The sequence below is a fragment of the Psychrobacter sp. CX90 genome, from assembly GCF_057396305.2.
On sequence record NZ_CM182008.1, the window covers coordinates 352,076 to 374,465 of the forward strand.

The window sequence follows — 22,390 nt, forward strand, 5'->3', positions numbered from 1 at the left end:
GAAGATGGAGATAAAAATAAGATAAATCGCAGTCAGACAAGGAAAATAATAGGTAAATATCGAGATATTTCCCCGTTATTTGACGTTGTATGACAAGATTTAACTATTTTTAGCCCATTTAAATGCAATTGTACGAATTGAGAACACGCCCTAATTAAAACCCTATCATAGCATTGAATTTAAAGGTCAATGCTATGAGTTTTTGAGGATATGAATATTGGAGACAATTTAAATATGTAAAATAGCTGTTTTTTTCACTGTAGAAAAGAGGCTAAATTTTACGTTGCTAGCTATCGGGTATTAATTGTCTAGCGCATCCCAGCGTTCAAGCTTTTGCATCATCTCTTTATCAATTTCAGTCAGTCGTTCACTGGCTAGTGTTGCGGCTGCTAAATCTTCAGTAAACCATGATCCATCAGCCAATTTTTCTTGCAACTTAGCTTGCTCTGCTTCTAAGTCAGCAATCTGTTGCGGTAGGGCATCAAGTTCACGCTGTTCGTTATAACTCAGCTTCCGTTTGGCTGCTGGGGCAGATGTTTTCTTATGTGCCGCTGTTGTTTTATCGCTATTAATATTGCTATTTGATGGTTTACCCGACTTAGCATGCAGACTTTCTTCACGTTTTCTTTGCATTAAATAATCTTGGTAACCACCCACATATTCTTTAACAATGCCGCGGCCTTGGTCATCTTTATCAAATACCCAAGTCGAAGTAACCACATTGTCCATAAAGGCACGATCGTGACTAATAAGTAAAATGGTACCATTAAAGCTGGCTACTGACTCTTCAAGTAATTCTAAAGTCGCCATATCCAGATCGTTGGTTGGTTCATCCAGAATTAATATATTAGCTGGTTTTAATAGCTGCTTAGCTAATAATACGCGGTTACGCTCACCACCAGAGAGAGCTTTCACAGGCGTGCGAGCACGCTCAGGTGCAAATAGAAAGTCTTGCAGATAACTCATAATATGGGTTTTGCGACCCCCAACTTCTACAAAGTCAGAGCCTTCAGAGACGTTTTGCGCCACACTGGCTTCTAGATCAAGTTGATCACGTAACTGATCAAAAAATGCGATTTGTAAATTCGTACCAAGCGTCACACTACCTGTTTTAATGATTTCATCATCAGACTGGTCTAAAATTGCTTTAATTAAGGTGGTTTTGCCGACACCATTTGCGCCAATAATACCAATCTTATCACCTCGAATAACAGTGGTGTTAAAGCCATGTACCAGAACATCACCATCGTACTCAAGATGCAAGTTTTTAACCTTACACACCAGTTTGCCACTTTTCTCGCCACTTTCCATAGTGATATTAACGTTACCCACTTTTTCACGGCGCGCCTTACGTTCTTCACGCAGTTGTTTTAACTCACGCACACGTCCCTCATTGCGGGTACGGCGGGCTTTAATACCTTGGCGTATCCAAACTTCCTCTTGAGCGAGTTTTTTATCGAAGTTAGAATTGTTTTTCTCTTCTGCTAGGAGCTGTTGCTCTTTTAACTCTTGATAGCGGGCGTATCCTGTGGCGCCTTGAGTCACGTCATAGCTGGTTAGCTTACCTCTATCAAGCTCAATAATACGGGTGGAAAGCTTGTCTACAAATGCTCGGTCATGGGTTACGAATAATAGGGTTAACCCTTGCCAATCTTTTAAAAACTGCTCAAGCCATTCAATACTATCAACATCTAAATGGTTGGTTGGCTCATCAAGGAGTAAAATGTCTGGTTTAGTGACTAAGGCTCTAGCCAGTAGAACACGACGTTTACGTCCACCAGAGAGCGAGGATAAATCGTCCTCTGGATCTAGCCCCATTGTGGTAATAAGCTGACGGGCTTCACGCTGTAAATCCCAACCATGCACCGCATCAATATCATGTTGCAAATCTGCCATTGCTTCGCAGGCAGTCATATCGCCGTTTGCACATTCATCTGCTTTTTTATCATAAGCGATAAGCAATTCCGCGGTCTTTTTGTCTCCACCCATGACAATATCTAAAATACGCCCATTACTTTCTGGAACGTCTTGCTCTAGCATCGCTATTTTAACGCTGCTATTGATAATAACTTCACCACTATCAGGCGAAATACGACCGTCAATTAGCTTAAATAGGGTAGACTTACCCTCGCCATTACGTCCTATTAAACAAACCCGCTCACCTGACTCAATACTAAGGTCAATACCATCGAGTACTGGCGCAACGCCAAAAGCTAAGTGGATGTCTTTTAAATGAATGAGTGCCATAAATTTCTTATTACCATTGTTATATAGATCAATATATGAAAAGCGATATGCTAAAATTTGCCACAGTATATCATGGAGGTGGCAAACCATCAGATGAGATTGTTAGTACCTGTTGCTTAGACTTAATTTTGCCATTAATTAATAAAGAATACATCTTAATAAAAAAGAGACCATCATATGAAAAATAATTTTGACAATGACATTGCTGATCTGCAATCTAAAATTGCTTATCTTGAGATGACGGTAGACAGTTTAGATTTAGTAATTGCCAAGCAAGATAAGCGTTTGCAAGAAATGCAGCGTCAATTGCAATTGGTATATAGGCACATCAATGCGCAAAGCGATTCTGAAATAATGCCCTTTGATGTCTCATCAGAGATACCTCCTCACTTTTAGCAGGAGCTACGCTACTACTCGCAGGGGTTACCACCTCATTACCAAAAGTGACTACTAACCTGTTTGTGACTACTAACATTGTTTTAGAAAGTATTGAACCTAGAACTTTTAAAGAATATTGAAATGACCAGTCATCTTAAATGATAAGTTTTTTATGGGTTAATGTTTATTATCAAACAGTGCTATATAAATTAACGCTTTAAAACCTAATGTTTAATAAAACACTGTCTAACAAGTATTTAGCATTTATGTGTGCTAATTGCCATATTACGTTTCTGGAAAAAATAAGTTATTTCAAGGTGTTGCGTTTATGTTGACACTCGATTAATATTGGCGAATCTAAATCATTTAAGGTTAAGCGTAATAAATACTATGCAACTTTATCGATAGATTTTGATTCACTTATTATATCACCCTTTATTTATATTCCCATAAATGGAATTTCGGAGAATCTAATGCGTTCAACTTTCTATATAAAACCTCTGGTTACCGCAATGACTGCATTATCCATTGCTAGTATTACTCATGCTGCTGGCCTTGATCGTTCAGGCCAAGATGTCACGGCGTTTTTACAAGAGGGTACTTATGCTGAAGCGACTTACACTTATATTGATGCTGATGTCACTGGTGTCGATAGTAGCGGTAATAAAATTGATGATATCGCTGAAGAATATGATTTCTTCCGCTACGGTGTTAAAACTGATGTGAACGATACCTTTAGCGTTGGTGTTCTATATGATGAGCCGTGGGGTGCAGCAGCAGACTACCTAGGTAATAACGACTTCATGGGTCCAAATAATGTTACCTCAGAAGGCGTTATTAAAACAGTTGCTGATACAGGTGTGAAAAACGTAACTAATAGTATCGGAGCAGTAGAAAGTTTATTAGCGAGTACGAACAATCCTGTTGAGCAAGGTGTATATCAAGCTGCATTAGACACATTAAATAGTTCACTTAAAAAGTTTTCAGATCTTCAAGTGAATCCAGATGCCACAGAGTTACAAACTTTTGTTCAAAGCAGTCAAGGCAACCTAGCAGGCTTAGATGCTAAGATAAGCAGTTTAGAAGGAGCAGGTTTATTGTCAGCAGAATCAGCTACTACTGCGAAAAAGTTATTAGAACAAACCAAAGAGGGTTTAGCAACAGCTGGAGCTGGTTCTGCATATGCACAAGGACTTGCTCAACAAAATCAAAATGCTGATATTGAAGGTACAAACGTTGAAGTACGTTCAAACAGCCTGTCTTTAATTGGCGGTGTGAAATTTGGTTCTAACAAAGAGTTTCAAGTATATGGTGGCCCAGTAGCACAGCGTATTCACGCTGATGTGAAATTAAGAGGTCCTGCTTATAAAGCAGCGGGTGGTTATACTGCTCATTTGCCAGCTAATCAAGACTATGGTTTTTTAGCTGGTATTTCTTATAGTAAGCCAGAAATTGCTTTGAAGGCAGCTTTAACTTATCGCTCTGAGATTGATCATGATATGAATCTTGCCGAAACTCTACCAGGTGCTGTTGTCAGAGGCAAAAACCCAACTGCTAGTAGTAAATTTGAAATAACTACACCTCAGTCAGTTAATCTTGACTTTCAAACAGGGGTTACCCCGACAACTTTAGCTACTGCTAAAGTACGCTGGGTACCGTGGAGTGATTTTGCTATTACACCTACTTTATACAATGATGTTTCAAACTTGAACTTAGTGGATTACAGTGATGATCAGTGGCAAGTCGAATTGGGCTTGGCTAAACGACTTTCACCTAAACTTGCGGTTTCAGGTAATGTTGGTTGGGATAGCGGTGCAGGTAACCCAACAACATCACTTGGTCCTATCGAAGGGTATTACAGTGTTGGCGCAGGTGCTAAATACAACCTTGACGAAAACTGGGCAATTTCTGCCGGTGGTAAATATCTAATGTTTGGTGATGCTGATGGTGCTCTACCTGATCGTAGCGTAGCTAGTAAATTTGAAGACAACGACGGCTTTGTGCTTGGTGTAAAACTATCATATCAAGATAAATAACTTATTGGCTATATTCTTATATAGATATAGTTATCCTATAAACTGGCTTTTAAGCAACCAACATCAAAGTGTTGGTTGCTTTTTTATTGCTGATGATCAATATATATAAGTAAAGTTGAGTCTTACTGGAAATACGCTTGTTGGTATTGAATATTTAGCTAAAACATACATTTATAGTCGTTGCCATTAACTTCTTAACAACGTCTTTACCCTTCTCGAGGCTCTAATATACCCCTAATATCTAAAAAAAAGACCTTGCATTGCAAGGTCTAATATTTATCAAATAAAGTCAGAACTTAACTATTATTTCAGGTTGAGTTCCATCTCTTTAAACTTCGCTTTAATTTCTTTGCTCGGCTCAGCGGTTGCCAAACTGACTACTACGATAGCAATTGAGCTTAAGACAAAGCCAGGAATAATGGCATATAACCAACTGTTTAATGCTGTACCATCGGCAGTTTCAAAGCCACCATATACCCAAACAATGACCGTTAAAGCCCCGACAATCATACCAGCTAATGCACCATTGCGGTTCATACGGTTCCAGATTAGACTTATGATAACCAGTGGGCCAAATGCTGCACCAAAGCCTGCCCAAGCGTTAGATACAAGTCCTAGAACGGAACTATCTGGGTCAGATGCTAACAGAATAGCAACCACTGCGACAAGAACGACTGAAATACGCCCAACAAATACTTGACGGGTTTCTGAAGCTTCGCGGTCAAAGAATAGCTTGTAAACATCACGAGTCAGTGAGCTTGATACCACTAATAGCTGCGAAGAAATTGTGCTCATAATAGCGGCAAGAATAGCGGCTAATAAAAATCCAGACACTAATGGATGGAACAAGAAGTCAGTAAATACTAAGAAAATGGTCTCAGGATCATCAAGTGTCATGGCTGTTTTCTGTACATAAGCCCGACCAGCAAACCCTGTCATTAAGGCACCAATAAGGCTCACAATCATCCACGCCATACCAATATTACGGGCAGTAGGCACATCTTTTACCGATCGAATGGCCATAAAACGAACAATAATGTGGGGTTGACCAAAGTAGCCTAATCCCCATGCCATCAATGAAATAATACCTAAAAATGTCATACCGCTAAATATATTTAGCATTTCGGGGTCAATATTGCGAATGGCATTTGTGGTCGCACCAACACCGCCAAGGTCTGTAAAGGCGACAATAGGAACGATTATCATAGCAAATAACATGATAATACCTTGCACAAAGTCAGTGGTTGATACTGCTAAAAACCCACCGAATAAAGTGTAGGCGACAACAACCCCTGCAGTTACCCAAAGACCTGTGCTATAACTCATACCAAGCGCACTATCAAACAGTTTACCGCCACCGACTAAGCTTGCAGCAGTGTATACCGTAAAGAATAAGATAATAACAATTGCAGAGATAACTCTAAGAAGATGTGATTTATCCTCAAAGCGATTGGCAAAGTAATCAGGTAAGGTAATGGCGTTGTCTGCCACCTCAGTGTAAATACGAAGTCTTGGCGCAACAATCAAGTAGTTCATAAATGCACCGATGGTTAAGCCGAGTGCAATCCAGATACTAACCACACCCGAGCTATACATATAGCCAGGTAGACCAAGTAACAGCCAGCCAGACATATCTGATGCACCGGCTGATAAGGCGGCAACACCTGGGCTTAGGTTACGTCCACCCAGCATGTAGCCTGATGTATCTTTATCTTGTTTAAAAAAAGCCCAAATACCAATACCAATCATTAATAGAAAATATAAGCTGAGCGATATGAGCACGCCTGTTGAAATCCCATTCATAGTGAATATCCTTAAATTGCGAATTTTGCGAACAAAAAAACCATTATGTTTATATAGGCATAATGGTTTTTGTATAAAATAAATGAGTTTAAACGAAAGTTTAAAACGATATAGCACCAACCCTATAAAAAAATGGCAAATTTTACCGCCTTTTACCTGCTCAATATTAGCAACCACATTTGGTAACTACATACTGTAACTTTCGGAAATATCCCAGTATTATAAAGCAAAAAAATACAAAATACGAATGACTAACAAATATGAAGATAACTTATCAGTCAATTTAAAATAAGTAAGCACTCAAACTATTTAATGATTTTACTAAAAAAGGATGTGGCTGACATTCTCCTATATAGCATTGGGATAATACTCGATTATTTATACGCCGTTAAACTAGATGCATTTAGTCCATATATATTTAAGTTAGGTACATTAAAGATTAAAATCTAACTCCCTTACCGATGACCATTTAAAGTATAGAGTTAATCAATAGGAGATAACAGTTGCATCAAGGCATCTACACTAGCAGAGCGAGTTAGGCTTGGATTAATAACTACTCCTAAATAGCGCTGCAATTCTAGACTGTCGTCTGCCATATCGATACATGATATTTCTTGATTAATTAAAGTTTGTGGCAATACGGACCAACCCAAACCAACCGATACTAACATTCTAATGGATTCTAATGGATTGGTTGTCATGGTGGCGTAAGGTTTTAAATTTTGTTTGGCAAACTCAGCCAATGTAATCTGACTAGTAAACGTATTGGCAGCAGGGAGTATAGCGGGGTAGTGGGCTAGCTGTTCAAGGGTTACCTCGGTTTTGTGCGCTAAAGGGGATAATGTACCTGTTACAAAATATAAGGGGTCAGACCACAAGGTATGATAGGTCAAACGCTTGTCATATACTGGAGGAAGCGTTAAAAAGGCAAGTGATAATTCGCCATCTAAAACCGCTTTGTGTGCCGTTTCAGAGTCAACAAAGTGAACTTCCAATTGAACAGAAGGATAAGCCTGAATAAATTGCTTTAACACTGGGGGTAGATGGTGTAAGCCAATATGATGGCTAGTGCCAATGACCAGTTTCCCTGAGATGGTTTGTTGTGAGTTTTGAATATTTATCTTGAAATTATCATAGTCATCGAGCCAGCGTTTGGCATGAGGTAATAGCTCGTTAGCGGCTGCCGTTGGTACAATACCACGACCAAGCGTATCAAACAGTGTCACTTTAAACTCGTCTTCTAAGTTCTTGATACGTTTGCTAACGGCAGGTTGGGTAATAAATAGTTTTTCCGCCGCACCGGAAATGCTACCAGTTTGCATGACGGTTATAAACGTTGTTAAATTTGTAGTATTCATGATTAACCCAGAATTTGTGAGTTGGAGTTTGATAAAATAAAGTTTAGCTATAGATAAAAATCATCAATTATTATTATATAACTTAGCTGTTATAATCTCAATAGAATGTAATATCAGGGTTATAAAGAATTTTGAATGTCACATTAATGACTATTATGAAACAAAATAATGACTTTTGTGGTCTTTAAAAAGAATTATTTAATAGCCTCAATATATTCTTAATTGAGCACTAAATCTTGGCTATTCATAATTCTATTTAAAACTTAGTTTTTTAATATTCTAACTAACTCGTTTCTTGTTACCCTTCAAGCTAACTTTTTTAATAAAGCTTTAAACCCTATTGAACAAATTACAAGTGATAGGTAAGTTACAAGTGATAGGTAAGTAAAGTAACAATATCTTTTGATAAACAGTCTATTAATAAAAAATACCATATAGCTTTGTGCATTTCTTTGCCGTGTTATGTGAGTTAATAAGGTTGCTTTAAAGACAGTCTTTTTCAATCTGACTTTTCAACTTAACGTTCCATTTAATCAGATACTCAATTACGTTTATAGTCTGTAGTTTTTTAAATCATAAAAGCCAGCAAGGATAGTTTTCATGTCAGCAACAACTTCGACTACGCCAAAAACTCTTTATGACAAACTTTGGGATGCGCATCTCGTTAGTAAACGTGATGATGGTTCAAGCTTAATTTATATTGACCGTCATCTGCTACATGAAGTGACTAGCCCTCAAGCATTTGAAGGTTTAGCATTAGCAAATCGTGATCCATGGCGTTTGTCAGCTAATATTGCAACGCCTGATCATAATGTGCCGACAGTTCGCAAAGAGCGACTAGAAGGTGTGAGTGGTATTAAAGATCAAGTCTCACGCTTGCAGGTAAAGACCTTAGATGATAACTGTGCCAAATTTAATATTGCTGAGTTTACGATTAATGATGTGCGTCAAGGTATCGTGCACGTTGTAGGGCCAGAACAAGGTTTAGTATTGCCAGGTATGACAGTAGTATGTGGCGATTCACATACCGCAACTCACGGGGCATTGGGCTGTTTAGCGCATGGTATCGGCACGTCAGAAGTTGAACATGTCCTTGCTACCCAGTGTTTAGTGCAGAAAAAATCAAAAAATATGCTCATTCGTGTCGATGGTAAGCTGGGTGTAGGTGTTACTGCTAAAGATGTGGTACTTGCTGTTATTGCTAAGATAGGCACTGCAGGTGGTACGGGATATGCAATAGAATTCGCCGGAGATGTATTTGAGAACATGAGCATGGAAGGTCGTATGACCGTGTGTAATATGGCGATTGAAGCGGGCGCACGTGTGGGAATGGTTGCGGTAGATGATACGACTATTGAATACGTTAAAGGCCGCCCATTTGCGCCAACCGCTGAACAATGGGAACAAGCAGTTGCCTATTGGAATACGCTTCATTCTGACGAAGGCGCTCATTTTGATGCGATTGTTGAAATTGATGGTAGCAAAATTGCACCTCAAGTATCATGGGGTACTTCTCCTGAAATGGTAGTCGATGTGACGGACAAAGTACCGACATTAGCTGAAGCCCAAGATGACGTGCAGCAAGAAGCTTGGGAGCGTGCGTATGAATATATGGGCTTAAAAGAGGGGCAACCGATTACAGATATCAAGCTTGATCGTATTTTTATTGGGTCATGTACCAACTCTCGTATTGAGGATTTACGCTCAGCAGCTTCGGTTATTAAAGGACGTAAAGTCGCTGAAAATGTGAAAGAGGCGATAGTAGTAGCAGGTTCTGGTCAGGTAAAACAACAGGCTGAGGCTGAAGGCTTAGATAAGCTCTTTATTGAAGCAGGTTTTGAGTGGCGTGAGCCGGGGTGTTCAATGTGTTTGGCAATGAATGCAGACAAACTTGAGCCACAAGAGCACTGTGCCTCAACCTCAAACCGTAACTTTGAAGGACGTCAAGGTAATGGCGGACGCACGCATTTAGTCAGCCCTGCGATGGCGGCTGCAGCAGCGCTGGCAGGTCACTTTGTAGATGTGCGTAGCTTTTGATTAGAGGTTTTAAACGCATTGATAGCTATAACCGTTAACCCCTTTCTCGTCCAATTTAAGGAAAAATTATGCAAGCCTATAATACTCAAAAGGGCATCGTTTGCCCACTTGATCGCTCCAATGTGGATACGGATCAAATTATTCCAAAGCAGTTTTTAAAATCAATTAAACGTACAGGTTTTGGTGTTAATTTATTTGACGATTGGCGCTATTTGGATGAAGGCGTACCTTCTATGAATGGGGCTCAAGATCAAAGTAAACGTCCTATTAATCCTGATTTTGTATTAAACCAGCCACGATATCAAGGGGCGACAATCCTATTGACTCGCAAGAACTTCGGCTGTGGCTCCAGCCGTGAGCATGCACCTTGGGCTCTATCAGAGTATGGGTTTCGTACTGTCATTGCGCCAAGTTTTGCTGATATTTTTTACAATAACTGTTTCAAAAATGGCATGTTACCAATCGTATTGCCAGAGGCGCAAGTGGACAGCTTATTCGAAGCCTGTTTTGCTAATGAAGGCTATGAGCTAACTGCTGACCTTGAACGCCAAGTGGTCATTACGCCAGAGGGTATAGAGTATCCTTTTGAGGTTGATGAATTCCGCAAACATTGCCTATTAAACGGGTTAGATGATATAGGTTTGACACTTCAACAGAGCGATGCGATCAAAGCTTATGAAGAAAAAATGCAACAAAAAACGCCTTGGGTATTTAAAGAAGTAAAGGCTTAGGTAGCAAGATATTAAAATTAACATATAGCTATTAAGGTTATAGCAATTAAGTTTATATTAGAAGTTTATGACATAAATTAAGTCGAATTAGGGTAATAATATGGCCACTGTACTAACGCTAGCGGGTGATGGAATTGGCCCAGAGATTATGACACAGGCTGTTAATGTGTTAAAAGCTGTGAATGATAAATTTGATTTAGGAATGACTTTAGAAGAAGGAGATTTGGGAGGGGCAGCTATCGATAGAGCTGGTGTTCCGTTACCTGATGATACTTTAGAAAAAGCACGAGCTGCCGATGCAGTTCTATTAGGTGCAGTAGGGGGTCCAAAATGGGATGGGATTGAGCGTAGTATTCGTCCTGAACGTGGTCTTTTGAAAATTCGTGCTGAGTTAGGTCTATTCGCAAATTTGCGCGTGGCAAAGCTCTTCCCGCAGTTAGTGAACGCCTCTAGTATTAAGCCTGACATTATTTCAGGTCTTGATTTGTTGATAGTACGTGAATTGACAGGGGGTATTTATTTTGGGGAGCCACGTGGCATTCGTACCCTAGACAATGGTGAGCAGCAAGGTTATAACACCATGGTCTATAAAACCTCTGAAATTGAGCGCATCGGTAAAGTAGCGTTTGATTTGGCACAAGTTCGCGCCAAAGTACATGGAAAACCTGCAAAAGTATGCTCAGTGGATAAAGCCAATGTATTAGAAGTGACAGAGCTTTGGAAGCAGACCATGACTAAACTGCAAGAGTCTCAGTATTCAGATGTCGCTTTAAGCCATATGTATGCTGATAATGCTTGCATGCAGCTTATTAAAAACCCAAAACAGTTTGATGTGATGGTAACCGGTAATATGTTTGGTGATATCTTATCTGACGAAGCTGCTATGCTAACGGGTTCTATTGGAATGTTGCCTTCTGCCAGTTTGGATGAAAATGGCAAAGGTATGTATGAGCCGTGTCATGGTAGTGCGCCTGATATTGCAGGTCAAGACAAAGCCAATCCTTTAGCGACTATCTTGTCAGTGGCAATGATGCTGCGTTATACCTTTAAACATGAAACGTCTGCTACCGCAATTGAACAAGCCGTTAGTGATGTTCTAGATGATGGTTTACGCACGGGTGATATTATGGATAAAGATGCCACAGGTCTTAAAGTCGTTGGCTGTAAAGCAATGGGTGAAGCGGTTCTTGCCAAATTGAGTTAAATATTCGTATTTGGTTTTTTGAGTATAATCTCGCAATGATAACTTTACTATAAGTGGAATTAGAAGCTGGAATGAAAAGCTCGACTCTTTGGGTTTGGGCTTTTTTAATAGTCCTGTTATATTTGCCCAGTTTATGAGTTTATCTATTGCACCTGACTTTATTATTGTAACTTCTATTGTGCTAACCCAATAGGAATTAAACGATATAGTGAAGAATATTCGTGAATCAAAGTAAGGCTATACGATTACAAGGTTATCCTCGTTTGCTGTACCCGCCTCAAAATACATAGATGATCTACCTAACCTCGGTTGCCTTTTAATTATTTTAGTTTAGACTAGCTCGATAATAGTGCCCCAGTCTATAACATTCCAACTGATTAGGAGAAGAGATGTTCACTCAGTCGCCTGTAACAGACTTTATTAAAACAAATAGTAATCTAAAATCTAAGTTACGCCATACTAAACTGACAGGTATTGTGGTAGTGATATTAATGACAGGCATGGCTTGTTCAGATACAAGTGGTAATGTAAGTGCACAAGAAAATGCACAAGAAAGTGTCGATGCTAACGTGCAAGACTCAGCCCAACAAGTTGATGCCACTCAGCCAGTAAATAAGCAAACTGCTGGGAATCAAGCATCTGATAAACCGGAAACAAAGGATCAGGGCAGCACAGGTACCATCAATGCAACATCAAATAATGTATTACCTACACTGGAGTACTCTACAAGCAATTTGTCTGAAATTTCGCAGAAAGTAAACAGCAGTGAGTGGCAGGCTGGAAGTGAGATAAATCAAACGATTGGGACTAAACTACAGGCCTTATTAAACTGGAACAATCACGGTGTTGGGGCAGTGGATGGAAAGTGGGGTAAAAATACACGCAAAGCCATGCAAGCATTTCAAAAGGCTAAAGGTTTAAACGTTACCGATACTTTGAATCAAGAAACTTGGGATGCGTTAAATGAAAATAGTAATTTGGTTAATCAGCCAGTTTTAGTGAACTACACGCTCAAAGACGCAGATGTGAATATAAAAACGACTAAGATTCCTACAAGTGCTGAAGCAAAGGGAAAACTTGAAGGCATGTATTATGAGAGTGTACCAGAAGCAATAGCCGAGAAATTTCATATAGATTTAGACTACTTAAGACAGCTCAATCCAAGTATTAAGTTTAAGTCGGGCGAGACCATTACCGTCTATAATCCAGGTAATCCAAACACCACACCAATCAACCGTGTGGTAGCGGATAAAAATAGTGAAACGTTATTTGCCTATGATAAATCGGATAATATGGTTGCCAGTTATCCCACAACAGTTGGCAGTACTGCGACACCATCGCCTAGCGGTACTCATAAAGTGAAAGTGAAAGTCCATGAGCCTAATTATACTTATACGGCAGATGATGGCAGTCAAACTATCCTTCCGCCTGGTGCAAATAACCCAGTTGGCTTGGTGTGGATAGGGCTGACAAAGCCATCATACGGCATTCATGGTTCGCCAGATCCTGAGCGTATTAGTCGTCAAGCGTCATCGGGCTGTGTGCGGTTAACTAATTGGGATGCTTTGGCGTTATTTGATGTTATCGATGATAATGCGACCGTAGAATTTAAATAGAATGTAAATAATATAACCGCCAGACCAAAAAACCGCTAATTAATTTAGCGGTTTTTTAATGGTCTAGACAAGTGATATGAATTAGATTAGGTTTTACCACGATAAGTAATGCGACCTTTAGTCAAGTCGTAAGGAGTCATTTCGACTTTAACTTTATCACCTGTCAAAATACGAATGTAGTGCTTGCGCATCTTACCAGAGATGTGAGCCGTAATTTCATGCCCATTCTCTAGGCGAACTTTAAAAAGCGTGTTAGGAAGGGTGTCAATGACTTCGCCTTCAAATTCAATAATATCGTCTTGTTTTGCCATAACTGTGTGGGTGTACCCATAGTAAGAAATTTGTAGGTCTAAATTATACGCCATGCGCCTTTATTAAGCAAATTGCTTATGTTCTAAACCTGGGCTAATTGGTTAGTTTAAATTGGCAAGTTTAGCCATTGCGGAGTTAGTGGCATCTTAGGAAGTAGACTTTGAAAGCGATCTGGGTAGTAGGCATTAATAAAATACAAACCATCAGGTGAAGCAGTGGGCGGGGCAATAGTACGGTCGTGAGCATTTAAAATACGAAGATAGTCATCAGGCTTTAATTCGCCCTTTCCAATAGCGAACAAAGTGCCCATTAAGTTGCGAACCATATGATGTAAAAAGCCATCTGCTTGTATGTCAAAGACAATAAACTGCCCATGCTCAAATAAAGTAGCATGATGAATATTGCGAATAGGCTGGTTGGATTGGCAGGCAGCGGCTCTAAAGCTTGTAAAATCGTGTTGACCGACAATATACTGAGCGGCTTCTTGCATTTTTAGCAAATTAAGAGGTTCATGAATGTGAGTAACGTGATGGTATAGCATGGCAGGGCGTTGCGGCTGATTTAAGGTAATGTAGCGGTAACGACGAGCAATTGCGCCGAAACGAGCATGAAACTCATCAGGCATAGGCTTTATCCATCGTAGCGAAATATCAAATGGTAATAAACTATTTACCCCACGCAGCCAGTTATAGACAGTTCTAGAAGCGGTAGTTTTAAAGTGCGCGAGCATGTTACCCGCGTGTACGCCAGCATCAGTACGACCTGCAGCCACCACTTCAATGTTTTCATTGGCAATCTTACTAAAGGCCTGTTCAACCACCGCTTGGACGCCCAATACTTCTTTCTGCCGTTGCCAACCTCTATAGTTAGATCCGACAAACTCAAGTCCGATCGCATAGGTCGTCGATTTTTTCTCAGAGTCATTAGCATGAGTGGCTGTCAGATGGGTAGATTGGCCGTTGTGTGGGTCGGTTGTCATAAATAGTATTCTTAGGTCGCAAAGTTTAAGGGGGTAACAGTATAGTCAAAGGCAAGGTAAAGAGTGACAATGTAGACCTAGCTAGATGTACTCAATGAGGTGGGGCGCCTTCTACCTCAATTATCTGCTTCCAACTATAGACTATAGATAAGTATTTTAGATAAATAGTTTAGATGCAGACCCTAGAAAGTATTCATTTAGATAACCCTATATTCGTTTTACTAATGCTATAAGTCCAGCGTTGGCGCCGCCGGGTAGGAGTATCATACGCTAAGTGCAACCAAAGTAAACGAGCATAGATAGCGGGAATGGTTAAACGACCCGCTGAGAATACATGATGTTCATATTGCCAGCTGCCAGCCGCATAAGCATCGCTGACACCGCCATAAGGGCATTGAGTGGTCGTAACCAGTATATGCCCATTTTTGTATAAGGTATCCATTGTCTTGGCTATACGGTCATTATAAGGTAGATTTCCAGCGCCAAAGCCGATTAATATAATGCCGGTCGCTGGTAATTTAGCTAGTGTCTCAAGTTGGGTAACAAACCAGTCTGGATTGTTAGGCACACAATAAATAGTAGGGATAATGGCTGTTTTAGCCGTCAATACTATATCAGGTAGTTTGGTTTTTTTATCATTTATCCAGTGCTGTCGTCGAGTATCGGGCAGTGATTTTAGGTAGCTATTAGCGGGGTAGCCGGCTCGGTTATGTCCCGTAAATGCCATCAAATCATGACTATGAATCTTTTGAACGGTTTGTGCAGGCCAAACTTCGCCAGCAAAAGCAATGTGAACACCTGACTCGCCATAAGCGGCAATACCTAATGCATCCTTTAAATTTACCCAAGCATCACTATGTTCGTCAATGGTGTAGTCATGAATGTCATCAGCATTAAAAAGCGGTTTCATACTACCAGTCAATACAATGCAAATATCTGAGCCTGAAAAAGCTTCAGCTAAAAAAGCCCCTAAATAACTCAAGGTATCAGTACCAGTAATAATTATAAACTGTTTATAGCGTTGACTGTATTTTGATAAAATTAACTTAAAAAAATGTACAAAATCTTCAGGCGTGAAATGGCTACTGTCTTTGACAGCCGTGTTGTCTAAGATATCGACTTGTTGCGAAATGCGTTGCCGCATGAGTTTTAAAAGCAGGGGGGTAAATGTTGGCGCAGGTAAGGTAGATAATGGTTTACCATGACTGCCAAAAGTGCCGCCTGCATATATCAGCTGAACCGAAATTAAGTCTTGATGTGACAAGGATATTGGTGTACTTACTTGATGTGCATTGGTCATATTTGAGTTCTATATTTTCAATATTTGACGATATGATGTGGCTGTATGTAGCTGTGTTCTAAACATATGGGCTGGATTTTTAGTAGCTGCTTTTTAACAATAGTATAGCGCTTCTATTTCATCGCGAATACCAAAATTAGCAATAAAGAAATGCTAAACAATTACCGTATTAACTTGACGTTGTATACCCGCTTTAATAAATATAATCTGACTAATGTTAGAGCACTAACTAGGTCGGTACTCTGACTAGACACAAGACTATATAGACTGTAGTCTCGCTCTTTGTCATAAGTTTACATCGAGCGTCTCTGCTCGCTAGCCTCGCGCTCATTATTCTAGAGACTTTAATCATGCGAATAGTGTAGTATTTTAGATATTGTTAGAAAAAGAGATATTTTAAATTTAATATCGACGTTCCTAAAAATAAAAGGTATAAAGCAGCAACTCTATACCTTTTTTAAGCTAACGTCTTTGATTTGTAGTTATATAGTTTGTAGTTATCTATAGTGTACTCAGTGTTAGTACCATTGTACTGTTTTTTGATTAAAAAAGATGATGGAATTCGCCAGACTTGCTGAGGGTTAACGGCATTATTTTAGCTAGTAATGTATTCAATGTAATCTATAAAGTATCCGTTATGCCAGTTATTGAATTAGCTCTACGCACACATACAGAATACAATAGATTAGTTCATGCGAGTCAAAATATCTTCAGCAAGTGTTTTTTGGGTGATACTGGCGTCACTTTGCAAAATCTCGTTGATTAAACGTTTTGCACTATCGTATTCACCAAGTTCAAGATATTGCTGCGCTAAATCTAGCGTAATTTGGGAGTTGTCTAAGTCCTGTACAAAATCGAAAACCTTTAAGAAATCAGCATCATCAATCTCTTTTACAAAGGATGCTTTATCTGCAACTGCACTATCATTATTTTCTAGCGTTAAATCAGTAGGCTGGCTTGACTCTTGTGCATGCACCTCTAGACCCATATCTTTGTCTGGCTTTTGTGCAAGCTTAGATATTGAATCAGCCTCCTGACCCTCATATTGAAAGTCTAATCGGTGGTTGTCATTAAGCTGAGAGCGTGGCGCAGATTTTGAGCTTTCAAAATTTGTGACATTTGTCTCACTATCTAACCCATCACTATTAAATCTATCATTATTCAATCTATAAGAGGGGTTATGAGTTTCCTCATCAAAATTTAGTGAGTCATCTTTATTATCATTGCCAAGACTCAGACTATGTGCATCTTTGATAAGGTTGACTGCATTATGATTTGCCTGAGCAGTATCAATAGGCGTTGATAATTCAGTATCTGAAGCATCATTCTCCAATGAGAATGCAAACTCATCAGCGTTTGAAGAATGAGGTTCTAACGTGTCGAGAATTGACAGTTCAGAGGTTAATTTGTCAGCTACTAATTTATCAGTTACTAATTTATCAGAGCTGGGCGTTTCAGGCTCGCTAAGGTGAAGCTTAGATAAGTCTTCAATCTCAAGTTCAAAATTATGACTCAAATTTGTGTCAGATTTTGCGTCAGGGGTAACAAGATTATCAGCATTGCTGTTATCTAGCTTTTGTATAGAGCTGCTACTTAAGAGAGTGTTTGAATCCTTTACAGCGCTTACAGAAGGATTAGTAATATTGTCGTCAGTTAGAAATTGCGACTCAAGATCATCAAATGATAAGCTGGATTCTTCGGCATCCGCATGGTCTATAGAAGCCAACACTTCAAAGTTGTTTAACTCTGAATCTGCGGTAAAGTCTAAAGACGATTCAGGCTTTACTTGTTCATTGGCAAAATGCGGTATAGCTTCAGAGTCTTTGAGATTTGCTTGCAGGTTAGCCTCTTCATCAAGCATAACCTTTAGATTTTGGGCTTGTTGTAGCGTCACTGCATCCGCTTTTAACAGAACCTGATCATATAGTTTGTTGAATTGATCAATATTATTAGTGACAGCATATACATTTAATAGCTTGAGCATTAAGGCGCTGTTGTCAGGTTGCTTTAAAAGTCCAGCTTTTAATTCTTTAATAGCATTATCGTAGCGTTGCTGATTTATGAAATCTTGAGCGATAACTAAGTGATCAGCTTGTTGTTTGATCTGCGGTTTTAGCGTCTCGTGCTGCCTCTTTACATGTACAGGGTTTGACGCTGGTTTAGTTGGTCTAGTACGTCGTGGCATTGGTTTTGGTGTCGCTTTATTATTCTGGCGCACACGAATTAATAAAAATACCAAAAAAATAAGCAAGGCTATCAACACGTAATTTGAATTCATAAGAGCTCCCTCGTCGAGAAATAGAAAAAGCAACTGGTTATATTCTTTTCGACGAATTTTTATTATAAATAGTGTAGAACTAGGTTGTGAAAACTTGAAATATAGAAATGTTTATATTTATAGACGCTATGAGCCTTTTACTAGCTGTTTATAAGTCTAATTGTTTGTTTTTAATTATCATGTGGACTTAACCCTTATCTACAGATTCTTTAACGTTTAGTAGCCTTGTGTTATTTATAGACACCTTGCAGGCGGGTCATAAAACACCTCCAGTGCTGTGTTTAATACCTGTATCGATAGCACTAGTTTCGTTATTACCTCTATTGTCAGTTGCAATAATAGCATTACCGGATAGCACCTCTTTGATATAGTCATCAGTATTTATTTGCGTTGATAGAGATTTAGCGTTACCAGCATCCGTTTTTTTATTTAAACCATCATCGCCTCTTACACTATGACTATGATTTAAAATATTACGGTCTTTTAAATCATAAGTATTTTCTGCAAATACCGTGCCACTTATTGGCTTAATTCGGCGAGTGACTTGCACATTTAAAGTTTTTGAAGATATTTCTTCACTGGACGGTTTTAGTGCAGACATAACCTCAACTGCTTTAGGAGCAAAAATAGTGACCATATTCTCATTTTGGCTATAGCTACTCATAGAAGGCGTAGGGTGCTGGTTCAAACTTACACTATTTGATACTCGTCTATTTTTATTAACTGTTGCTTTATTACGCGACTCCTCTTTGATTGATTCATATTGAACTGCGTTTGCTTTAATAACAACCTTATTACTTGGCTCACCATTCACTTTATGATGCAGATCATCAATACTTGAGAAAAGTCCACTATCAGTGTCTAAGCTCACAAAAAGGTTGCTAGGCGTTTTTTCTGTAGCAAAATCTAAACGTTTATCCAATGGCTGAATGGGTAGGTGTGTTAGCGTATTTAAACTGTTTATGTCAGCCGGCGATGCTTTTAGATTTTTAGCATTCGCTGTAATAACTGTGCCGACTAAGCCGTCCGAACTAAATTTACCTAAGCTAACGTTACCTGATTTAAATAAAGGGTTAGGTACGGTTTTTAATACCTGCAATTTTGTTGGTACAGAGTCTGGTTGTAAGTGCTTGAAAAATTTCGTTTTATTATGTTCGTCTAGTGATATCGCTTGATGTTTTCGACTTTCAAGACTTTCAAGTAGTGACACAGATTCTAAAGCATCGACTTTAAGGGACTTTACTTTTGGTGGCTTTATTAAGGGTTTCGTCTTTGCAACAAGCATGGGTTGCACATGTTTTTTATTGTCAACTGGAAGCAAAGAAGGTGGTGCCATTTTTTTGACTTCAAGCTTTTTGACTTGAAGATTGGCAAATTGGGACGGTACATTTTTTTTCTTACCACTGTTAACCTTCAGTTGTTTTGCCGAAGAAGGCTTGAAAGACTTAGCTAGTTCTTGCGAAAATGTAGATGACTTTAGAAGTGGCGATTGCAATAGAAGCGGCGATTGCAACTTGGGTAAGGATGCAATCAGTAAAGGTTGAGGTTTAGATAAACTCGTCTTATTCGTTAGGCGCGGCAAAAGAGTTTTTGGAACGAGTTGTAGTCTTCCATTATCATTTAAAACCAGAACAACATCTGCAAAGGGCTTAGATATAGGCGTGGAGGTAGTCAACACCAGTCTCCCAGCATGTTTTGAGCTGGCTTCAAAATGAGCACGAATAGGTAGGTCGTACTCCATTTGTAGCTGCTGATATAGAGACTTATCAGCAATAGAGACAGAAAATTTATCAAGCGTGATGTCACTGACCTCAATACTTGCTGAAAGAGGCTCATATTGCTTGGAATAAATATTGGTATGACCAATAGTGGCAGCAAATGTAGACTGAGCCATTAGCAACACTGAAATAGATACGGAGAGTGTTGCAAGACGAGTCTGTAGTGTTGTTTTACGAACCATTAAGTGCCTCTTATCTTGACACTTTAAAACTAAAGTGCTCATCCAAATAGTTAAATCCATTAGGATTTAAAAATGAAAATAGTGAATCGTTAGTATCCACCGTATAGTTATAACAAAATAGGCATTTGTTTACTATTAAAAATGTAAATCGAAGCTATATTATAATTTTAAGGATAAAAGACGATATTAACCGACTAATATTTGGTTGCAGATAGTTGTAGAGAATTGACCCACTTAATTGCAAGTTTAGGGCACTCTAAGTTGGCTCAATTCTAGGGTTAAATCCTAATATAGTTAGTTCAGCTTTAGATCATTCTAGCTTTATTTACTGTAGATATCGTTGCTTTACACTTACTTATTATAAATAAATTCTGACCATCAAAAATGTCTTTTGTATTAAAAGGACAGATTCATGTGTTGAGATGCCACCTAAGCCAGCGTCGATGATATAATCCATATCTATATATTACAGTAAGACGCCATTATATTAAAATTTAACCCCTGTGGCTTAATCTTCTAACCTCTTCAATCTGAGTTAATGCTATGCAATTTACCCTACATAAGACCGCAACGGGCGAATCTCGTGCGCGCCGAGGCACCGTAAAACTTGCTCACGGTGACATAAGAACCCCAGCCTTTATGCCAGTAGGCACCTACGGTACAGTAAAGGGTATGTTACCACGCGACATTGAAGCCATTGGCGCTGATATTATTTTGGGTAACACCTTTCATTTATGGCTGCGTCCAGGCACTGAGGTTATCGACAAATTTGGCGGTTTGCATCAATTTATGAACTGGAATAAGCCAATTCTCACTGATTCTGGTGGCTTTCAGGTCTTTAGCCTAGGCGCAATGCGTAAAATTAGCGAAGAAGGCGTCGCGTTTAAATCACCTATTGACGGGGCAAAGGTCTTCTTATCGCCTGAAAAATCGATGCAAATTCAATACTCTTTAAACTCCGACATCGTCATGCAGTTTGACGAATGCACCCCCTATCCTGCCAGCTTTGGGGAAGCACAAAAATCACTGGAGTTATCTTTACGCTGGGGCAAACGATGCGTAGAAGAGCATAACAAACTGGGTAACAGCAACGCTTTATTTGGCATTGTACAAGGCAGTATGTATGAAGACCTGCGTCGTCAATCAATGGATGGCTTACTCAAAATAGGCTTTGACGGCTATGCCATTGGTGGCTTATCAGTAGGTGAACCCAAAGACGAAATGATAGGCGTGCTCAACTATATGCCAGAGCTTATGCCAGCGGACAAACCTCGTTATTTAATGGGTGTGGGCAAGCCAGAAGACATCCTAGAAGCCGTGCGCCGTGGCATAGATATGTTTGACTGCGTCATGCCGACCCGTAACGCGCGCAACGGTCATTACTTCGTCACTGGCAACCCTGAAAACCAAGGTGTGGTGCGTATTCGCAACAGCCAATACCGTGAAGACGATACGCCACTAGATCCAGAATGTGACTGTTATACCTGCCAGAACTTTAGCCGAGCTTACCTATATCACCTCAACAAATGCAAAGAAATGCTTGGTGCCCAACTTGCTACTATTCATAACCTACGCTACTACCAGCGCTTAATGGAAGGCATTCGTGACGCTATAGATAACGATACCTTTGATGAATTTGTGGCTGATTTTTATCACAAACGCGGTCAAGAGGTTCCGGCTTTAGAGCTTGAGTAATCGTTTACAGTTAGCCTGACTGTTTTCGAATAAGTCTAGAGCAGTGGTTGACTTGTCGGAGCCAATCCCGCTTTCGCTATTATCTTGGTTTACACTGTGGCGTGCGCTAATGGCAAGTGCCGTTCCTGCTGTCACGATATCGCCACTTACCAAGCGCACGCCACAGTGTAAACCAAGGATATCCGCTACAATCGGGGCTAAACCGCATCTCAAATCAACCATCCTCAATCTATAGTCAGCGAACTACTAAACGGTTACAGTGTTAACCTCGTTTAGCCTACTCGCGTATCATATTGCTACTTGCACTCGGTTGCCTTGTAACCATTTTAGACTTCTTTGACTATATTTAAATGTAAAGCGTACTCAAGCCGAGCGCCCTAAGAACTGTTTAATATCATGACTTTAGGTCTCTATAAAATCATACCTTTCTATAAAACAGCCTATCTTTGTAAACCT

General features: G+C 39.5%; 16 protein-coding genes. 7 read left to right on the forward strand and 9 right to left on the reverse strand.

The genetic code is table 11. From position 1 onward, the window contains the following. Positions 1-300 precede the first annotated feature (300 nt). Entirely contained in the window at positions 301-2,247 is a 1,947-nt protein-coding gene (locus AC2SLN_RS01395; protein WP_486548867.1) for an ATP-binding cassette domain-containing protein, read from the reverse strand. Between the two features lie 177 nt (positions 2,248-2,424). Here AC2SLN_RS01395 and AC2SLN_RS01400 point away from each other — a divergent pair, with 177 nt between their 5' ends. Both AC2SLN_RS01400 and AC2SLN_RS01405 read left to right on the forward strand, forming a co-directional pair. Beyond that, positions 2,425-2,643 carry a SlyX family protein gene (locus tag AC2SLN_RS01400; RefSeq protein WP_486531519.1) on the forward strand — a complete coding sequence of 73 codons (219 nt, stop codon included), beginning with the start codon at positions 2,425-2,427 and terminating at the stop codon, positions 2,641-2,643. A 494-nt stretch (positions 2,644-3,137) separates the two neighbouring features. Then, positions 3,138-4,661 (forward strand): outer membrane protein transport protein, encoded by a 1,524-nt coding sequence (locus tag AC2SLN_RS01405; protein ID WP_486548941.1) that lies wholly within the window; start codon positions 3,138-3,140, stop codon positions 4,659-4,661. Between the two features lie 303 nt (positions 4,662-4,964). Here AC2SLN_RS01405 and putP read toward each other — a convergent pair whose 3' ends face one another. Both putP and AC2SLN_RS01415 read right to left on the reverse strand, forming a co-directional pair. After that, positions 4,965-6,464, reverse strand: a complete 1,500-nt coding sequence (gene putP, locus AC2SLN_RS01410) for a sodium/proline symporter PutP (protein ID WP_486548866.1) — start codon at positions 6,462-6,464, stop codon at positions 4,965-4,967. A 482-nt stretch (positions 6,465-6,946) separates the two neighbouring features. Further along, positions 6,947-7,822: a LysR family transcriptional regulator gene (locus AC2SLN_RS01415; RefSeq protein WP_486548865.1), complete on the reverse strand. Its 876-nt coding sequence runs from the start codon at positions 7,820-7,822 to the stop codon at positions 6,947-6,949. Positions 7,823-8,422: 600 nt separating this feature from the next. Between AC2SLN_RS01415 and leuC the strand changes: the two genes are divergently transcribed. From leuC to AC2SLN_RS01435, 4 genes are all read left to right on the forward strand, one after another. Next, entirely contained in the window at positions 8,423-9,859 is a 1,437-nt protein-coding gene (leuC, locus tag AC2SLN_RS01420) for a 3-isopropylmalate dehydratase large subunit (RefSeq protein WP_486548864.1), read from the forward strand. A gap of 68 nt (positions 9,860-9,927) precedes the next feature. Then, positions 9,928-10,590 (forward strand): 3-isopropylmalate dehydratase small subunit, encoded by a 663-nt coding sequence (gene leuD / locus AC2SLN_RS01425; protein ID WP_486548863.1) that lies wholly within the window; start codon positions 9,928-9,930, stop codon positions 10,588-10,590. Between the two features lie 100 nt (positions 10,591-10,690). Further along, positions 10,691-11,794 carry a 3-isopropylmalate dehydrogenase gene (gene leuB / locus AC2SLN_RS01430; RefSeq protein ID WP_486548862.1) on the forward strand — a complete coding sequence of 368 codons (1,104 nt, stop codon included), beginning with the start codon at positions 10,691-10,693 and terminating at the stop codon, positions 11,792-11,794. Between the two features lie 389 nt (positions 11,795-12,183). Next, positions 12,184-13,410, forward strand: a complete 1,227-nt coding sequence (locus AC2SLN_RS01435) for a L,D-transpeptidase family protein (protein WP_486548861.1) — start codon at positions 12,184-12,186, stop codon at positions 13,408-13,410. 86 nt (positions 13,411-13,496) lie between these two features. Here AC2SLN_RS01435 and infA read toward each other — a convergent pair whose 3' ends face one another. The 5 genes from infA to AC2SLN_RS01460 form a co-directional block, all read right to left on the reverse strand. Continuing rightward, positions 13,497-13,721 carry a translation initiation factor IF-1 gene (gene infA, locus AC2SLN_RS01440; RefSeq protein ID WP_486531684.1) on the reverse strand — a complete coding sequence of 75 codons (225 nt, stop codon included), beginning with the start codon at positions 13,719-13,721 and terminating at the stop codon, positions 13,497-13,499. A 107-nt stretch (positions 13,722-13,828) separates the two neighbouring features. Further along, complete coding sequence (gene truA, locus AC2SLN_RS01445; protein ID WP_486548860.1) at positions 13,829-14,701, reverse strand: tRNA pseudouridine(38-40) synthase TruA; 873 nt, start codon at positions 14,699-14,701, stop codon at positions 13,829-13,831. Positions 14,702-14,894: 193 nt separating this feature from the next. Next, on the reverse strand, positions 14,895-16,001 hold the full coding sequence (locus tag AC2SLN_RS01450) for an asparaginase (protein ID WP_486548859.1): 1,107 nt from the start codon (positions 15,999-16,001) through the stop codon (positions 14,895-14,897). A gap of 685 nt (positions 16,002-16,686) precedes the next feature. Next, positions 16,687-18,279 (reverse strand): FimV/HubP family polar landmark protein, encoded by a 1,593-nt coding sequence (locus AC2SLN_RS01455; RefSeq protein ID WP_486548858.1) that lies wholly within the window; start codon positions 18,277-18,279, stop codon positions 16,687-16,689. A gap of 256 nt (positions 18,280-18,535) precedes the next feature. After that, positions 18,536-20,239: a type IV pilus assembly protein FimV gene (locus AC2SLN_RS01460; protein WP_486548857.1), complete on the reverse strand. Its 1,704-nt coding sequence runs from the start codon at positions 20,237-20,239 to the stop codon at positions 18,536-18,538. Positions 20,240-20,782: 543 nt separating this feature from the next. On the opposite strand from AC2SLN_RS01460, the gene tgt reads away from it, so the two are divergent. After that, complete coding sequence (gene tgt / locus AC2SLN_RS01465; protein ID WP_486548856.1) at positions 20,783-21,934, forward strand: tRNA guanosine(34) transglycosylase Tgt; 1,152 nt, start codon at positions 20,783-20,785, stop codon at positions 21,932-21,934. Here tgt and AC2SLN_RS01470 read toward each other — a convergent pair. Next, positions 21,920-22,156: a hypothetical protein gene (locus AC2SLN_RS01470; protein ID WP_486548855.1), complete on the reverse strand. Its 237-nt coding sequence runs from the start codon at positions 22,154-22,156 to the stop codon at positions 21,920-21,922. The two genes, tgt and AC2SLN_RS01470, sit on opposite strands and share 15 nt — an antisense overlap. Positions 22,157-22,390 lie beyond the last annotated feature (234 nt).

What these genes read in the sequence shown, in the direction of transcription:
- AC2SLN_RS01395 (WP_486548867.1), bottom strand. Translation starts at nt 2,247, where the DNA reads ATGGCACTCATTCATTTAAAAGACATCCACTTAGCTTTTGGCGTTGCG.
- AC2SLN_RS01400 (WP_486531519.1), top strand. Translation starts at nt 2,425, where the DNA reads ATGAAAAATAATTTTGACAATGACATTGCTGATCTGCAATCTAAAATT.
- AC2SLN_RS01405 (WP_486548941.1), top strand. Translation starts at nt 3,138, where the DNA reads ATGACTGCATTATCCATTGCTAGTATTACTCATGCTGCTGGCCTTGAT.
- putP (WP_486548866.1), bottom strand. Translation starts at nt 6,464, where the DNA reads ATGAATGGGATTTCAACAGGCGTGCTCATATCGCTCAGCTTATATTTT.
- AC2SLN_RS01415 (WP_486548865.1), bottom strand. Translation starts at nt 7,822, where the DNA reads ATGAATACTACAAATTTAACAACGTTTATAACCGTCATGCAAACTGGT.
- leuC (WP_486548864.1), top strand. Translation starts at nt 8,423, where the DNA reads ATGTCAGCAACAACTTCGACTACGCCAAAAACTCTTTATGACAAACTT.
- leuD (WP_486548863.1), top strand. Translation starts at nt 9,928, where the DNA reads ATGCAAGCCTATAATACTCAAAAGGGCATCGTTTGCCCACTTGATCGC.
- leuB (WP_486548862.1), top strand. Translation starts at nt 10,691, where the DNA reads ATGGCCACTGTACTAACGCTAGCGGGTGATGGAATTGGCCCAGAGATT.
- AC2SLN_RS01435 (WP_486548861.1), top strand. Translation starts at nt 12,184, where the DNA reads ATGTTCACTCAGTCGCCTGTAACAGACTTTATTAAAACAAATAGTAAT.
- infA (WP_486531684.1), bottom strand. Translation starts at nt 13,721, where the DNA reads ATGGCAAAACAAGACGATATTATTGAATTTGAAGGCGAAGTCATTGAC.
- truA (WP_486548860.1), bottom strand. Translation starts at nt 14,701, where the DNA reads ATGACAACCGACCCACACAACGGCCAATCTACCCATCTGACAGCCACT.
- AC2SLN_RS01450 (WP_486548859.1), bottom strand. Translation starts at nt 16,001, where the DNA reads ATGACCAATGCACATCAAGTAAGTACACCAATATCCTTGTCACATCAA.
- AC2SLN_RS01455 (WP_486548858.1), bottom strand. Translation starts at nt 18,279, where the DNA reads ATGAATTCAAATTACGTGTTGATAGCCTTGCTTATTTTTTTGGTATTT.
- AC2SLN_RS01460 (WP_486548857.1), bottom strand. Translation starts at nt 20,239, where the DNA reads ATGGTTCGTAAAACAACACTACAGACTCGTCTTGCAACACTCTCCGTA.
- tgt (WP_486548856.1), top strand. Translation starts at nt 20,783, where the DNA reads ATGCAATTTACCCTACATAAGACCGCAACGGGCGAATCTCGTGCGCGC.
- AC2SLN_RS01470 (WP_486548855.1), bottom strand. Translation starts at nt 22,156, where the DNA reads ATGGTTGATTTGAGATGCGGTTTAGCCCCGATTGTAGCGGATATCCTT.